This window comes from Streptomyces sp. NPDC002779 (assembly GCF_042888685.1).
Taxonomy (GTDB): Bacteria; Actinomycetota; Actinomycetes; order Streptomycetales; family Streptomycetaceae; genus Streptomyces.
This window is the reverse complement of the sequence record NZ_JBIAQC010000002.1, coordinates 264,930-279,923: the sequence shown is the minus strand read 5'-3', so window position 1 is coordinate 279,923 and position 14,994 is coordinate 264,930. Positions and strand designations below refer to the sequence as shown.

10 protein-coding genes are annotated in these 14,994 nt (G+C 72.8%); 4 read left to right on the top strand and 6 right to left on the bottom strand.

Features of this window, described 5'->3' with window-relative positions; genetic code table 11:
- Positions 1-3 precede the first annotated feature (3 nt).
- Positions 4-1,233, top strand: coding sequence for an MFS transporter (locus tag ACFYW5_RS06890; RefSeq protein WP_389415892.1), 1,230 nt, complete (start codon positions 4-6; stop codon positions 1,231-1,233).
- Between the two features lie 72 nt (positions 1,234-1,305).
- Here the strand turns inward: ACFYW5_RS06890 and ACFYW5_RS06885 are convergent, their stop codons facing one another.
- From ACFYW5_RS06885 to ACFYW5_RS06875, 3 genes are all read right to left on the bottom strand, one after another.
- A complete protein-coding gene (locus ACFYW5_RS06885; RefSeq protein WP_389415891.1) occupies positions 1,306-1,926 on the bottom strand; it encodes a GNAT family N-acetyltransferase in 621 nt (206 codons plus the stop codon).
- Between the two features lie 10 nt (positions 1,927-1,936).
- Positions 1,937-3,166 (bottom strand): 3-phosphoshikimate 1-carboxyvinyltransferase, encoded by a 1,230-nt coding sequence (gene aroA, locus ACFYW5_RS06880; RefSeq protein ID WP_389415890.1) that lies wholly within the window; start codon positions 3,164-3,166, stop codon positions 1,937-1,939.
- A gap of 976 nt (positions 3,167-4,142) precedes the next feature.
- A complete protein-coding gene (locus tag ACFYW5_RS06875; protein WP_389415889.1) occupies positions 4,143-5,480 on the bottom strand; it encodes a PLP-dependent aminotransferase family protein in 1,338 nt (445 codons plus the stop codon).
- A 135-nt stretch (positions 5,481-5,615) separates the two neighbouring features.
- Between ACFYW5_RS06875 and ACFYW5_RS06870 the strand changes: the two genes are divergently transcribed.
- The 3 genes from ACFYW5_RS06870 to ACFYW5_RS06860 all read left to right on the top strand — a co-directional run bounded on the left by ACFYW5_RS06870 (position 5,616) and on the right by ACFYW5_RS06860 (position 9,210).
- Positions 5,616-6,263: a LysE family translocator gene (locus ACFYW5_RS06870; RefSeq protein ID WP_389415888.1), complete on the top strand. Its 648-nt coding sequence runs from the start codon at positions 5,616-5,618 to the stop codon at positions 6,261-6,263.
- Positions 6,264-6,687: 424 nt separating this feature from the next.
- The gene (locus ACFYW5_RS06865; protein ID WP_389415887.1) at positions 6,688-8,478 is read left to right on the top strand and encodes a glycoside hydrolase family 3 protein; all 1,791 of its coding nucleotides are present in this window, start codon (positions 6,688-6,690) and stop codon (positions 8,476-8,478) included.
- A 117-nt stretch (positions 8,479-8,595) separates the two neighbouring features.
- Positions 8,596-9,210: a hypothetical protein gene (locus ACFYW5_RS06860; RefSeq protein WP_389415886.1), complete on the top strand. Its 615-nt coding sequence runs from the start codon at positions 8,596-8,598 to the stop codon at positions 9,208-9,210.
- 67 nt (positions 9,211-9,277) lie between these two features.
- Here ACFYW5_RS06860 and ACFYW5_RS06855 read toward each other — a convergent pair whose 3' ends face one another.
- The 3 genes from ACFYW5_RS06855 to ACFYW5_RS06845 all read right to left on the bottom strand — a co-directional run bounded on the left by ACFYW5_RS06855 (position 9,278) and on the right by ACFYW5_RS06845 (position 14,990).
- Positions 9,278-10,696: a S28 family serine protease gene (locus ACFYW5_RS06855; RefSeq protein ID WP_389415885.1), complete on the bottom strand. Its 1,419-nt coding sequence runs from the start codon at positions 10,694-10,696 to the stop codon at positions 9,278-9,280.
- 102 nt (positions 10,697-10,798) lie between these two features.
- A complete protein-coding gene (locus ACFYW5_RS06850; RefSeq protein ID WP_389415884.1) occupies positions 10,799-11,188 on the bottom strand; it encodes a hypothetical protein in 390 nt (129 codons plus the stop codon).
- Positions 11,189-11,270: 82 nt separating this feature from the next.
- Positions 11,271-14,990 (bottom strand): ABC transporter ATP-binding protein, encoded by a 3,720-nt coding sequence (locus tag ACFYW5_RS06845; RefSeq protein WP_389415882.1) that lies wholly within the window; start codon positions 14,988-14,990, stop codon positions 11,271-11,273.
- Positions 14,991-14,994: the final 4 nt, after the last annotated feature.

Below are 14,994 nucleotides of genomic sequence, written 5' to 3'. Positions count from 1 at the left end.
CTCATGAGCCTCGCCCGTACCCTCCTCGACGTACGGCCCCTGCGCACCTCCCCCGTCTTCCGGCGGCTGCTGATCGGACGCACGGCGTCCGTCCTGGGCAGCTTCATGACCGTGGTGACGGTCATGTTCCAGGTGTGGGACATGACGCACAGCGCGATGTGGAGCGGAGCGGTGGGGCTCGCGCAGGCGCTGCCGCTGGTGGTCGTCGGGCTGTTCGCCGGGTCCTGGGCGGACCGCGGGGACCGGCGCCGGATCTTCCTGGTCGCGACCGTGGGGCAGGCGGTGTGCTCGCTGCTGCTGGCGGTGCAGGGCTTCACCGGGAACGTGCCGGTGCCGGGCATCCTGGCCCTGGTCGCGGCCGGTTCCTGCTTCGGCGCGGTCGGCGGACCGGCGGCGGGTGTGTTCGTGCCGAGGCTGCTGCCCGAGGACCAGGTGGCGGCGGGCCTCGCCCTCAACCAGGTCACCGCCCAGGCGATGATGCTGCTCGGCCCGGCGCTCGGCGGGCTGTTCCTGGGCTGGTTCGGCATCGGCGTCTGCTACCTGATCGACGCCCTCAGCTTCGGCCTGTCCTTCTACGGCGCCTTCGGCCTGCCCGGGCTGCCGCCCGAGGGCGAGCCGTCGCGGGCGGGGCTGCACGGCGTGCTGGACGGACTGCGTTTCCTGGGCGGCCACCGGGTGGTGCGCGGGGCGCTGATCACCGACCTCGCGGCGACCGTGCTGGCGATGCCGATGAGCCTGTTCCCACTGATCAATGAGGAGCGCTTCGGCGGCAGTCCGCGCACCCTGGGCCTGTTCCTGTCCGCCGTCGCCGTCGGCGGGGTGACCGCCACGGCCCTGTCCGGCCGGCTGACCCGGCTGGCCCGGCCCGGCGCGGTCATGCTCTGCGGGGCCGCGGTCTGGGGCGCGGCGCTCGCTCTGTTCGGGTTGACCAGCAGCGCCTGGGCGGGGCTCGGGCTGCTGGTGGTGGCGGGGGCGGCGGACTCCGTGTCGGTCCTGTCCCGGACGACGATCGTGCAGACCCGTACGCCGGACGCCCTGCTGGGCCGGGTGACGGCGGCCGAGCAGATAGTGGGCCAGGCGGGACCGCACCTGGGCAACCTGCGCGGCGGCCTGGTGGCCGGCTGGTCCTCCGGAGCGACCGCCCTGATCACCGGCGGCGTCCTCTGCGTCCTGGCCGTGGCCTACGTCGCCACGAGCACCCCGGAACTCCGGGCGGGCGGCAAACGGGGGTGAGCGAGGCCCTGTTAGCCACCCACGGGCACCGCCCTGGCGCCGGTGTCTTCATGGCCGTACCGGAAGAACCGCTCAGCGCGGCTCGGACAGGCGTTTCTCCAAATGGGCGCGGCGCCGGGGCCATTCCTCGGCCGTGATCGAGTAGATCGCGGAGTCGCGCAGCCGGCCTTCCTCGCCCGGGGCCCAGGAGCGGGACCAGTTGCGCAGGACGCCCTCGAAGCGGGCGCCGGTGCGCTCGATCGCGGCGCGTGAACGGCTGTTGCGGGCGTCGGTCTTGAGGTCGACGCGGGACACCTCCCACTCCTCGAAGGCGTGCCGGAACAGCAGGAGTTTCGCCTCGGTGTTCACGCCGGTGCACTGCGCGGAGGCGGCGAGCCAGGTGAAGCCGACCTCGATGGCGTCCAGGTGGTCCGGGGAGCGCCAGGAGCGCGGCTCCCAGTAGGAGGTGGCGCCGACCACGCGTCCGGTCTCCTGGGAGATCTGGGCGTAGGGCGCGAGCATCCCGGTGGCGGCGCGGGCGAGTTGGGCGTCGATGTAGGCGTCGGTCTCGGCGGCCGTGGGCACCCAGGTGAACGCGTACGAGTCGCGGTTCTCCTCGGCCGCCGCGGCCAGGCCGGGCGCATGCCGTCTCTCCAGCGGCTCCAGGCGCACCAGCGCGCCCTCCAGAACCGGCCCTGCCAGCTCGAAACTCACCCGTCGCCCCTCACAGCCGCGCGCGCAGCGCCCCGAACTCCTCGTGGAAACCGGGGAAAGTCTTGCGTACGCAGCCGGGGTCGTCGAACGAAATACCCGGCACACGCAGGCCGGTCACCGCGAAGGACATGACGATGCGGTGGTCGCCGTAGGTCGTGATCCCGGCGCCTTCCACGGCTCCCGGGTGGATCTCGATCCAGTCGGGCCCCGTCTCCACGCGGACGCCCAGCCGGCGGAGGTTCTCCGCGCAGGCGTCCAGGCGGTCGCACTCCTTCACCCGGGTGTTGGCGACGTCCTCGATGCGCACCGGGCCCGAGGCGAAGGGGGCGATGGCGGCGAGGGTGGGCATGGTGTCGGAGATGTCCCGCATGTTGACGGTGAGGCCGCGCAGTTCGCCCGTGCCGCGGACCGTGGTGCAGTCGGCGCCGATCCGCACGTCCGCGCCCATCCGGCGCAGCACCTCGACGAAGCCCAGGTCGCCCTGGAGCGCGCCCCGGCCCAGGCCCGGCACGGTCACCTCGCCGCCGGTGAGGGCCGCGGCGGCGAAGAAGTAGCTGGCGGTGGAGGCGTCCGGTTCGATGGCGTAGGTGGTGGCCCGGTAGCCGCCCGGCGGGACCACGAAGTCTGAGCCCTCGCGGGTCACTTCCACCCCGAAGGCCCGCATCATCGCGAGGGTGATCTCGACGTACGGCACCGAGACCAGGTCGGTGACATGGATGCGCAGGCCCTGCTCGGTGAGCGGGCCGAGCAGCAGCAGGGCGGTGAGGTACTGGGAGGACTGAACGGCGTCCAGCGTGACCTCGCCGCCGACCACGCCCTTCGCCGCGACGGTCAGGGGGTGGTGGCCCTCGCGCCCCTCGTGGCGCAGGTCCACGCCCAGGTCGCGCAAGGCGCGGGTGAGCGGCAGCAGCGGGCGGCGGCGCATCTGCTCGGAGGCGTCGAAGCGGTAGGTGCCGTGGCCGGCGGCGGCCAGCGTCGGCAGGAAGCGGGCGGTCGTGGCGCCGTCCCGGCAGTAGACGTCCGCCTCGGCGGCCGCGGGGCCCTGCGGGCGGCCGTCCACCTGCCAGCTGTCGGGGGTCCGTCCGACCCGGTAGCCGAGGCTCACCAGCCCCTCGGCGAAGCCCTCGGTGTCGTCCGACCGCAGCGGCCGTACGAGGGTGGTGACTCCGTCGGCCGCCGCCGCCAGGAAGAGGGCGCGCGCGGTGATGGACTTGGAACCGGGAATGTCGACAACTGGCATGCCGCCATGATCGCCCGCCACGACCCCCCGGCGCCCACAAGTCCACGAGATGGACCCCGACTCGTCAGTCACCGGCCATGTCTTCGGCAACGGAACGAACACCTCCGGTGGGGGCGGGGAAAAGAACACCTCCGGTGCGGGCGGGGATACGTCACTGACCGCGGCCTGCACCTCCCGTGGGGGCACACTCGGACACCGCCTGCGCCTCCCGAAGGGCGGGTGAGGGGTACGCCGTCAGCCCTCGCTTGCGCCCCGGGTGAGGGGGACGCCGTCAGCCCTCGCCTGCGCCCCGGGTGAGGGACACGTCGTCGGCTGCCGCCTGCGCCCCGGCCGGGGGCACGTGATCGGACGACGCCAGCGCCTCTGGCGGCAAGGGCGAGGGGCACCTCGTCAACCGCCGCCTACACCCCCAGCGGGGACACGTCGTCGGCTGCCGCCTGCGCCCCGGCCGGGGGCCAGCGCCTCCAGCAGCACGGCAAGCACGGCGTCACCCCCGGCATGCACCCCCGGTGGCGAGGCGGGGGCACGTGGTCGCCCGCGGCATGCGCCCTCGGCGAGGGGGCATGGCGGCGGTTGCCTGCGCCCCCAATCGGGGCCAGGCCGTCGGGCGCCGCCGGCGCCTCCGGCAGCGGGGCGAGCACGGCGTCGCCCGCGGGATGCACCCCGGGCGGCGGGGCGGGGGCACGTAGCCGCCCGCGGCATGCACACCGGCGAGGGGTGCGGCCTGCGCCCCCGGCCGGGGCCAGGCCGTCGTATGCCGCCAGCGCCTCCGGTAGCGGGGTGAGCACCGCCGTGCACTCCCGGCGGCGGGGCGGGGCGCCTGGTTGCTCCCGGCGAGGGGCTCGTCGGCGGCTGCGGTCTGTGGTGCCGGCGCGCTGCCACCTCTGCGGTCGCAGTCGTGGCTTCGGTCGCGGAGTTGCCGGGCATACCTGCGCGGACGTCCCCGGCTTCGGGTTCCACGGTGGCCGGGATGTGTTCAGTCCGTGGCCATGTCTTCCGGGGAGGAGTGGGCCAGGGACGCCAAGGTGGCCAGGGCTGAGGTGAGGGTTTCCAGGTGGGGCGTGGCCAGGCCCAGGCGGATGGCGTTCGGGGCGTGGGCGTCGCCCACCGTGAAGGCCGCGGCGGGCGGGACGCCGATGCCGTAGCGCGCGGCCGCCGCCACGAAGGTGTCGGCGCGCCAGGGGCGGGGCAGCCGCCACCAGCAGTGATAGGAGCGGGAATCCGTGCGCAGGGAGAACCCGGCCAGCTGCCGGGCCGCGAGTTCCTGGCGCGCCGCGGCGTCCTTCTGCTTGGCCCGCACGAGCCGCCGTACGACCCCCTCGCGCTGCCACCGGGCGGCAGCCTCCAGGTTGAAGTGCTGGGCGGTCCAGCCGCCGGAGCGCAGCGCCGCGGCGAGGTCGCCGAGCAGGGGCGCGGGGGCCACCGTGAAACCGAGCGAGAGGCCGGGAGCGATCCGTTTGGAGAGGCTGTCGACGAGGACCGTCCGCTCGGGCACCAGGGCGGCCAGCGGGGGCAGTTCGTCGCGCAGGAAGGCCCAGATGGTGTCCTCGATCAGCGGGAGGTCCAGCCGCCGGAGCAGCTCGGCAACCTCTTCCGCGCGGGGGGCGGGCATGGTGAGGGACAGGGGGTTGTGGAGGACGGGCTGGGCGTACACGGCATGCAGGGGGCCCGCCCGGTGGGCCTCCGCCACCGCTTCCGGGATCAGCCCGTCGTCGTCCATGGCCAGCGGGACGAGCGTGATGCCGAGCCGGCCCGCGATGGCCTTGACCACGGGGTAGGTCAGCTCCTCGACGCCGAGACGCGCCCCGGGCGGGACCAGGGCCGCGAAGACCGCGCAGAGCGCCTGACGGCCGTTCCCGGCGAACAGCACCCGCGCGGGGTCGGGGCGCCAGCCGCCCCGGGTGAGCAGATCGGCGGCCGCCTCGCGCACCGCGGGATCACCGGCCGGGCCCGCCGGGCGCAGGGCGTGGTGGAAGGCGTCGGTGCGCAGCAGGCCCTCCAGGCCGGCCGCGAGGAGAGCGGACTGCTCGGGTACGACCGGGTAGTTGAACTCCAGGTCGATCCGGCTGCCGGCGGGTTCCCCGAGGGCGGGCGGGTCGGTGGGCGCGGCGGCGCGGACGAAGGTGCCGCGGCCGACCTCGCCGACGGTCAGTCCACGCCGGCCGAGTTCCTGGTAGACGCGGGTGGCGGTGGAGTTGGCGATGCCGTACCGGCGGGCGAAGGCGCGCTGCGGGGGGAGCCGGTCGCCCGGCTTGAGGGCGCCGGACCTGATCTCGGCGGCCACCTGGTCGGCGACGCTCCGGTAGTCCCGCACGATCACTCATCCCCTGACGTCATGGGCCCACCCAACCACAGGATTGCACCGAGGGCAATATCGCCATTGCGCCGAGGCAATCCCGCTTCCTATGCTCGGTGCATTGCCTCTGCGGCCTGCGAACGGGGAGTTGTCATGGTCGATGCGAGCGGAGTCCTCGGCGTGTTCGTCGTGGCCCTCGGCATGGTGCTCACGCCGGGACCGAACATGCTCTACCTCGTCTCCCGCAGCATCACCCAGGGCAGACGGGCCGGAGTGATCTCCCTCGGCGGAGTCGCCGTCGGCTTCCTCGTCTATCTGACCGCCGCGAACCTCGGCCTCTCGGTCGTCTTCCTCGCGGTGCCCCAGCTGTACGTCGCCGTGAAGCTGGCCGGCGCCTGCTACCTCGGCTGGCTCGCCTGGAGCGCGCTGAAGCCGGGCGGAATCTCGGTGTTCGCACCGAAGGACATACCGCCGGACTCGCCGCGCCGGCTGTTCACGATGGGTCTGGTGACGAACCTGCTCAACCCGAAGATCGCCATCATGTACCTGTCCCTGATCCCCCAGTTCATCGACCTGGAGGCCGGTCATGTACTGCTCCAGGGCCTGCTGCTGGGCTCGGTGCAGATCGTGGTCGCCGTCACGGTCAACCTCTCCATCGTGCTGGCGGCCGGGACCATCGCCGTGTTCCTGGCCCGGCGCCCCGGCTGGCTGAGGGCGCAGCGCTATGTGATGGGCACGGTGCTCGGAGGACTCGCGGTGTCCCTCGCCGTCGACACCTCCGGCCCCGCGAAGGCGAGCTGACGGCGACACAGCGCCTCCGCCCACCCCCTAATACGGGAATGAGGGTCCGCCATCGGCGCTGTGGAGGGGGGCGCGCCGATGGCGGAGAGGCTGCCGGCCGCGGCGCGGCGGAAGGGTGGGTCAGCGTTCGCAGCCAGCAGCGAGGCCGACACCGCACCGTGGTGACTCTCCGACAGCTCGCGTGTTGGACGAGCGGGGGTCGGGGCGGGTTCCCGGCTGCGCCCGGATTCCGGGAAGTTGGGGTGGCGGAGCCGGACGGGGCGGATGCGGCGGCCGGGCGGGGCGGACGGCGGGCGGTGCCCGGGTTAATGTGCACTCCCTTGACTGGCAGAAACTTCCCGGATATTGGTGACTCCTCGGAAGTTTCTTTCAGCGGAACCCCGCTGAAACTGCTTCAGCGGATCACCTCCGGAAGGAGCGCACGTTGCCCTCCAGACGCACCGTCCTCGCCGCCACCGCGGGAGTCACCGCCACGCTCGCCCTGGGCGGGACGGCTCACGCGGACGACAAGAAGCTCCGCTCCCTCATCTCCCGTATGACCCTTGAGGAGAAGGTCGGCCAGCTCTTCGTGATGCGGGTCTACGGCCACCATGCCACCGCCCCCGACCAGGCCGACATCGACGCCAACCTCAAGGAGATCGGCGTCCGCACGGCCGCCGAGCTGATCGCCAGGTACCGCGTCGGCGGCATCATCTACTTCGCCTGGGCGCACAACACCCGCGATCCGCACCAGATCGCCGACCTGTCCAACGGCATCCAGAAGGCGTCCCTGGAACTCCCGCGCGGGCTGCCCGTCCTGGTCTCCACCGACCAGGAGCACGGCATAGTCGCCCGCGTGGGCAAGCCCGCCACCCTCTTCCCGGGCGCGATGGCCATCGGCGCGAGCGGCTCGCGCGCCGACGCCCGCACCCTCGGCCGGATCGCCGGGAAGGAACTGCGCGCCCTGGGCATCCGGCAGGACTACGCGCCCGTCGCCGACGTGAACGTCAACCCGGCCAACCCGGTCATCGGCGTGCGCTCCTTCGGCTCGGACCCGGCCGCGGTGTCCCGGCTGGTCGCCGCCGAGGTCGCCGGGTTCCAGCGCTCCTCGGTCGCGGCGACCGCCAAGCACTTCCCCGGGCACGGCGACACCGCCGTCGACAGCCACTACGGCTTCCCGGTCATCACCCACACCCGCGCGCAGTGGGACGAGCTGGACGCGCCCCCGTTCCGCGCCGCGATCGAGGCGGGCATCGACTCGATCATGACCGCGCACATCATGGTCCCGGCGCTCGACGACTCCGGCGACCCGGCCACCCTCTCCCGCCCGATCCTCACCGGCATCCTGCGCGAGGAGCTGGGCTACGACGGGGTCGTGGTCACCGACTCGCTGGGCATGGAGGGCGTCCGCACGAAGTACGGCGACGACCGGGTCCCGGTGCTGGCGCTGAAGGCGGGCGTGGACCAGCTCCTCAACCCGCCGAATCTGGACGTCGCCTGGAACGCCGTACTGACGGCGGTGCGGGACGGGGAGCTGACCGAGGAGCGGCTGGACGAGTCGATCCTGCGGGTGCTGCGGCTGAAGGTGAAGCTGGGGCTCTTCGGCGACCCGTACGTCGGTCATCGTGCCGTGGACCGCACGGTCGGGATCCCGGCCCACCTGGCGGCGGCCGACCGCATCGCCGACCGGACGACGACCCTGCTGGTGAACGAGGGCGGCCTGCTGCCGCTCTCCCCGGCCGACGTGCCGAAGCTGCTGGTGGTCGGCGCCGACCCGGCGTCCCCGTCCGGCACCACGGGCCCGCCGACGGGCGTCCTCGCCACCGCGCTGACCGAGCTGGGCTTCACGGCGACCCCGCTGTCCACCGGCACCGCCCCGTCGGCCACCACCATCGCGCGTGCGGTGGCGGCAGCCGGGGACGCGGACGCGATCGTGGTGGGGACGTACAACGTGACGGCGACGAGCGCGCAGAAGACGCTGGTGACCCAGTTGCTGGCGACGGGTAAGCCGGTGGTGGCGGTGGCGATCCGCAACCCGTACGACGTGGCGCACCTGCCCGCCGTGCGCGGGTACCTGGCCTCCTACTCCTGGACCGATGTCGAACTGCGGGCGGCCGCCCGGGTGATCGCGGGTGCGGTGGCGCCCAGTGGCCGCCTTCCGGTACCGGTGCAGCGAGCGGACGATCCGGCCCGGGTGCTGTATCCGGTAGGGCACGGGCTGTCGTATCCGGCGTAGCGCCGGTACGACCGGGCCCCGGCGGACGACCCCCAACGGGCCCAAAGCCACCCCTGCGTCTGGCGTGCGCCCGCTGCGGCGGGCCACGCTGGACCCGGGGGAACCGGGGGGAGCGCGATGCGTGGGAGACGTGCCGTGGGGGCCGCGTTGCTGGTGGCGGTGTGGGTGACGGGCTGCCAGTCGGAGGGAGGGCAGGCCCGGCTCGACGAACCGGCGACACCGTCACCGACGCAGACCCGCCCCTCGGGCTACGGCACGGTGTTCCTCGGGGCCGACGAGTGCAGTTCCTTCGGCACGACCAGCTTCACCGAGGTGCCGTGCGGCGGGGAGCGGGCGGCGGCCCGGGTGACGGCCCGCCACGACGGCACGGTGGGCGACGGCCCGCCGTGCCCCGCCACCACGGACTTCGTCCTGCACATCAGCGAGCAGAGCCCCTCGGACGAGGACGGCGACGGCGCGGTCCCCCAGGGCTACGCCTGCATGCGCAACCTCGCCCCACCACACCCCGGCGACCCGGGCGGCGGAGGCGGCCCCCGCACGATCGTCGGCGACTGCGTCTACGACTCCGGCGGCCACCAGGTCCGCGAGACGTCCTGCGACGGCAAGGGCGACGAGAAGCCCGGGTACGAGGTCGCGCAGGCGGCGGCGAAGCGCGCCGAGTGCCCGCCCTCGACGGCCCTGTACGTCCAACTGGGCGGCCCCCGGCCGGTGGGCTGCGCCCGGCCGCTGTGAGCGGGTGACACTGACGGCGGGCCGCCCAGGGGCAGCCCGCCGTCAGTGCGACGCCAGGAAGGGACCGTTACGGACGCAGTGTCCGCTCCACCCCCCGCTTGTCCAGCTTCGCGTCGAACTTCGCCAGCGGCTTCGCCGTCGACGGGTTCGACTGGACCGAGGCGGAGGCGACGCCCGCCCACTCCAGGATCTTCGCCGTCGCCAGGGCCTTCTCCGAGTCCACCAGGCCCGCTACCCGTGCGCCGTGGTTGGCGCCGGGGGCGGTGAAGACGTACGAGTCACGCGCGCCCTTGCCGAGGCGGAACGGCTCCGCGCCCCACGGGTCGTTCTCGCCGTAGACGAAGAGCATCTGCCGGGCGTTGGTGCGGACCCAGCTGTCCACGTCCCGCATGGCCCACGGCTGGAACCGCATCTCGATGTCCCGCGGCACGAAGTACCGGGGCGGCAGGTACCCGTAGCGGATGTACTTGCGCTCGATGTGCGGGAACCCGATCGTGGGGGCGCCGAGTTGGGTGCCCGCCTGGTAGTAGTACGGCGTGTACGGCTCCAGGCCCTGGTCGGTGTAGAAGGAGAAGCCCGCGATGGTGTCGATGGAGGTCCAGATCTCCTCGTCCGTCGCGTTCTTCGCGTCCGCCGGGATCGTGTCGCAGTCCGAGAGCAGGCTGTACTGCCAGAAGCCCCAGACGTAGTCGAGGACGGTCGCCTCGTACGCCTTGTCCAGGCTGCCCACCGTGTTGAACGTGTAGCCGTTCTCGGCCGCGTACGCCGCGTACCGCTGCTCCAGCGGCTCCCGGCGCACCAGGGCCTCGCGCTGCACGCCGTTCAGGCGGTCCCGGCACTCCTCGGTGCCGACGTTCGCGAAGAACTCGTCGTAGGCCGAGTCCTCCCGGTTCACCACGTCGTTGGGGGCGACGTAGGCGACGACGGCGTCCATGTCACGCGGGTAGAAGCGCTCGTAGTACGTGGCGGTCATGCCGCCCTTCGAGCCGCCCGTCGACAGCCACTTCTTGGTGTAGAGCGGCTTCAGCGCCTTGAAGATGCGGTGCTGGTCGGTCGCCGCCTGCCAGATGTCCAGCTTCGTCCAGTCGGCCGGGGCCGGCCGGGACGGCGTGAAGTAGCGGTACTCCATGGAGATCTGGTTGCCGTCCACGATCTGCGTCGGCTCGCGCCGGCTCGGGGTCGTGGAGACGTTGTAGCCGCCGGTGTAGAAGACCGTCGGCCGGCTGACGTCCTTGTGCAGCACGGTGATCCGCTGCTGGAACGTGCCCTTGGACGGGTTCCGGTGGTCGACCGGCTGGGTGTAGTGGAGCACGAAGAAGCGGTAGCCGGTGTACGGCTTCTCCTCGACCAGACTCATGCCCGGAATCCCGAGCAGCCGGTCCTTGATGTCGGTGGCCTCCGGCTGGGCGGCGGTGGCCGACCCCGCCGTGCTCAACGTGCCTATGAGCACCGTGAGCGCCAGCAGCCATCTGAGCGCCTTGCGCATGCACCCTCCCCTGTGAGTCAGATGTGCGCCCGGAAGCTATCGGAGCAACTGACGATCACACCAGAGGAGTTACCGACAAACCCGGTTCCGGGATGCATCGGTTCAGCAAAGTATCCAGCCGGAACTGACCGATCCACCGCCCACCCGGCCGGTCACCTGCACACAGCGCTGGCCCGCGTAGACGGAGACCGTGCGCGTCTTGCGCCGGTGTTTGCCCTGGTACTTCACCGGGTTGTGGCCGCGCGCCCGCACACTGACCGCCATCGTCCGCTTCGGCCCGGGGTTCCTGGCGAGGGTGAAGGCGCACACCGTGCCGCCGCTCCGGTAGACCTGCACCGAACCCGTGGAGAACGGCACCGTCCGGACCTTGCGCCCCGGGCACGACGTCCCGGCGGCCTGCGCCTCGCCCGGCGCCGCGACGGCCAGCAGCCCGGACGCGGTCAGCACGGCCAGCGCGGCCCCCGCCCGTCGGCGTATCGCACCACTGTCCACAGTGTCGTCCTCCCCGTACCCCGGCGATGAGCGTACTGGTGTACGGACGCCGGGCGTACGCCGAACGGTTGCGCGACGACCGTCAGGCGAGCTCCGCGCCGACCGGCTCACCGACGAAAGTGCGCCACAGTGCGGCGTACCGTCCGCCGAGCGCCAGCAGCTCGTCGTGGGTGCCGTCCTCCGCGACGCGGCCGTCGGCCATCACCACGACCCGGTCCGCGCGGGCGGCCGTCGTCAGCCGGTGGGCGACCACCAGGGTGGTACGGCGTCCCGCCAGCCGGTCCGTCGCCTGGTTGACCTGGGCCTCGCTGGCCAGGTCCAGGGCGGCCGTCGCCTCGTCGAGGAGCAGGATGTCGGGGTCGACGAGTTCGGCGCGGGCGAGGGCGATCAGCTGGCGCTGGCCGGCCGAGAGGTTGCGGCCGCGCTCGGCGACCTCATGGAGGTACCCACCGTCCAGGGTGGCGATCATCTCGTGGGCGCCCACCGCCCGGGCCGCGGCCTCGACCTCGGCGTCGGTGGCGTCGGGGCGGCCGTAGGCGATGGCGTCGCGGACGGTGCCCTGGAAGAGGTACGCCTCCTGCGGGACCACGCCGAGCCGGTGCCGGTACGCCGTCATGTCCAGGGCGCGCAGATCCGTGCCGTCGACGGTGACCCGGCCGCCGGTCGGGTCGTAGAACCGGGCGACCAGCTTGACCAGGGTGGACTTGCCGGCGCCGGTCTCGCCGACGAAGGCGACGGTCTGGCCGGCCGGGATGCGCAGGTCGACGTCGGACAGGGCCTGCGCGGCACCGTCGGAGGAGTCGTAGGCGAAGCGCACGCCCTCGAAGGCGATCTCGCCGCGCAGGGAGCGCACGTCGAGCGGTTCGTCGGCGGACTTGGTGGACGTCGGCTCCCGCAGCAGTTCCTGGATACGGCCCAGCGAGACGGTGGCCTGCTGGTAGCCGTCGAAGACCTGGGAGAGCTGCTGGACCGGGGCGAAGAACAGGTCGATGTAGAGCAGGTACGCCACCAGTGCCCCGGTCGTCAGCGTGGCGTCGTCGATCCGGCCCCCGCCCACGATCAGCACCGCCGCCACGGCCACCGACGACAGGAACTGCACGAAGGGGAAGTAGACCGAGATCAGCCACTGACCCCGGACACGGGCCTGCCGGTAGCTGTCGCTGCGCTCGGCGAACCGCGCGCCGCCGTCCCGCTCGCGCCGGAACGCCTGCACGATCCGGAGCCCGGACACCGACTCCTGGAGGTCTGCGTTGACCGCCGACACCCGCTCCCGGGCCAGTTCGTACGCCTTCACGCTCGCCCGGCGGAAGAAGAAGGTGGCGACGATCAGCGGCGGCAGCGTCGCGAAGACGAGCAGCGCCAGCTCCAGGTCGATCACCAGCAGGGCGACCATAATGCCGAAGAAGGTGACGACCGAGACGAACGCGGTGACCAGACCGGTCTGCAGGAACGTCGACAGGGCGTCGACGTCCGTCGTCATCCGGGTCATGATCCGGCCGGTCAGCTCGCGTTCGTAGTAGTCGAGTCCGAGCCGCTGCAGCTGGGCGAAGATCTTCAGGCGCAGGGCGTACAGCACCCGCTCACCGGTGCGCCCGGTCATCAGGGTCTCCCCCACCTGCGCCGTCCACTGCACGGTCACCGCGAGCAGCGCGAGCAGGGAGGCCACCCAGACCGCGCCGAGGGCGGCCTCGGAGACCCCGCTGTCGATGCCGTGCCGGATCAGGACCGGGAGCAGCAGCCCGCTGCCCGCGTCGACGGCGACCAGGGCGAGGCTGGCCAGCAGGGGCGGGCCGAAGCCGCGCAGCAGGCGCCGCAGGCCGTAGGACTCCTCCGGGGTGACCGCGCGGGCCTCGTCGATGTCCGGGACGTCCTTGGCCGGAGGCAGCGCCTCGACCTCGGCGAGGAGTTCCGGGGTGGCCGGGGCGCCGTCCGTCGCGTGGTCGCGCGGGGTGCGCTCGCCCGCCCACAGGCGGGGGGTGATGCCGCGCTCGGCGTCGAACTCGGCGTCCAGCTCGGCCCGGACGGAGGTGTCCTCCTCCTGGGGGCCGGCGGGCGGGGTGTGGCCCGGGGAGACGCCGCCCAGCTCGTCGGGGTCGGTGAGCAGGCGCCGGTACAGGGCCGAGCGCTCCTGGAGCTCCTCGTGGGTGCCGAGGTCGGCGAGCCGGCCGTCGTCGAGGACGGCGATGCGGTCGGCGAGGTTCAGGGTGGAGCGGCGGTGCGCGATCAGCAGGGTGGTGCGGCCCTCCATGACCTGGGCCAGCGCCTCGTGGATCTCGTGTTCCACGCGGGCGTCCACGGCGGAGGTGGCGTCGTCGAGGACCAGCAGGCGGGGGTCGGTGAGGATCGCGCGGGCGAGGGCGACGCGCTGGCGCTGGCCGCCGGAGAGGGTCAGGCCGTGCTCGCCGACCTTGGTGTCGTAGCCCTCGGGCAGCTCGGTGATGAAGCGGTCCGCCTGGGCGGCGCGGGCGGCCTGCTCGATCTGCTCCTGGGTGGCGTCGGGGCGGCCGTAGGCGATGTTGTTGCGGACGGTGTCGGAGAAGAGGAAGGAGTCCTCGGGGACCAGGCCGATCGCGGCCCGGAGCGAGTCCAGGGTGAGTTCGCGGACGTCGTGGCCGCCGATGAGGACGGCGCCGTGGGTGACGTCGTAGAAGCGCGGCAGGAGCAGCGAGACGGTGGACTTGCCGGAGCCGGAGGAGCCGACGACGGCGAGGGTCTCGCCGGGGCGGATCCGGAAGCTGAGGCCGTCGAGCACCCTGCGGCCGTCCTCGTAGCCGAAGGAGACGTCGTCGAACTCGACCGTCGCCGGGGCGTCGGCCGGGAGCTCCTTGGTGCCGTCCCGCATGGACGGCTCGGTGTCGATCAGTTCGAGCACCCGCTCGGTACCGGCGCGGGCCTGCTGGCCGAAGGTGAGGACCATGGCGAGCATGCGGACCGGGCCTACGAGCTGGGCGAGGTAGGCCGAGAAGGCGACGAACGTGCCGAGGGTGATGTGTCCGCGTACGGCGAGCCAGCCGCCGAGGGCGAGCATGGCGACCTGGCCGAGGGCGGGGACGGCCTGGAGCGCCGGGGTGTACTTCGCGTTGAACCGGATGGTGCGCAGCCGCCCGGCGAACAGCCGCCGGCTGACCTCCCGGAGCTTGCCGGTCTCCTGCTCCTCCTGCCCGAAGCCCTTGACCACGCGGACCCCGCTGACGGCGCCGTCGACGACGCCCGCGACGGCCGCCGCCTGGGCCTGGGCGTACCAGGTGGCGGGGTGCAGCTTGCTGCGGCTGCGCCGGGCGATCCACCACAGGGCGGGAGCCACGGCGAGCGCGACGGCGGTGAGCGGCAGGGACAGCCAGGCCATCACGATCAGCGAGACGAAGAACAGGGCGAAGTTCCCGATGGTCATCGGGAGCATGAAGAGCAGGCCCTGGATCAGCTGGAGGTCGCTGGTCGCCCGTCCGACGACCTGCCCGGTGGACAGCTCGTCCTGCCGCCGCCCGTCGAGGCGGGTGATGGTCCCGAACATCGCGGTGCGCAGATCGTGCTGGACGTCGAGGGCGAGGCGGCCGCCGTAGTAGCGGCGGATGTAGGTGAACACGTAGACGAGGACGGCCGCGCCGATCAGCAGCCCCGCCCACGTCGCCATGGAGCGGCTCTTGTCGCCGATCACGTCATCGATGATCACCTTGGTGATCAACGGCACGAGCGCCATGACGGCCATGCCGAGCAGGGAGGACCCTAGGGCGAGGACGACGTCCTTCGGATAGCGCCAGGCATACCCCCACAGTCTCCGCGCCCATCCCTGCCCCACTGTCACGCCC

Excerpts from the sequence above, each read along its gene's own strand:
- ACFYW5_RS06890 (WP_389415892.1), top strand. The coding sequence starts at position 4 with ATGAGCCTCGCCCGTACCCTCCTCGACGTACGGCCCCTGCGCACCTCC.
- aroA (WP_389415890.1), bottom strand. The coding sequence starts at position 3,166 with ATGCCAGTTGTCGACATTCCCGGTTCCAAGTCCATCACCGCGCGCGCC.
- ACFYW5_RS06870 (WP_389415888.1), top strand. The coding sequence starts at position 5,616 with ATGGTCGATGCGAGCGGAGTCCTCGGCGTGTTCGTCGTGGCCCTCGGC.
- ACFYW5_RS06860 (WP_389415886.1), top strand. The coding sequence starts at position 8,596 with ATGCGTGGGAGACGTGCCGTGGGGGCCGCGTTGCTGGTGGCGGTGTGG.
- ACFYW5_RS06855 (WP_389415885.1), bottom strand. The coding sequence starts at position 10,696 with ATGCGCAAGGCGCTCAGATGGCTGCTGGCGCTCACGGTGCTCATAGGC.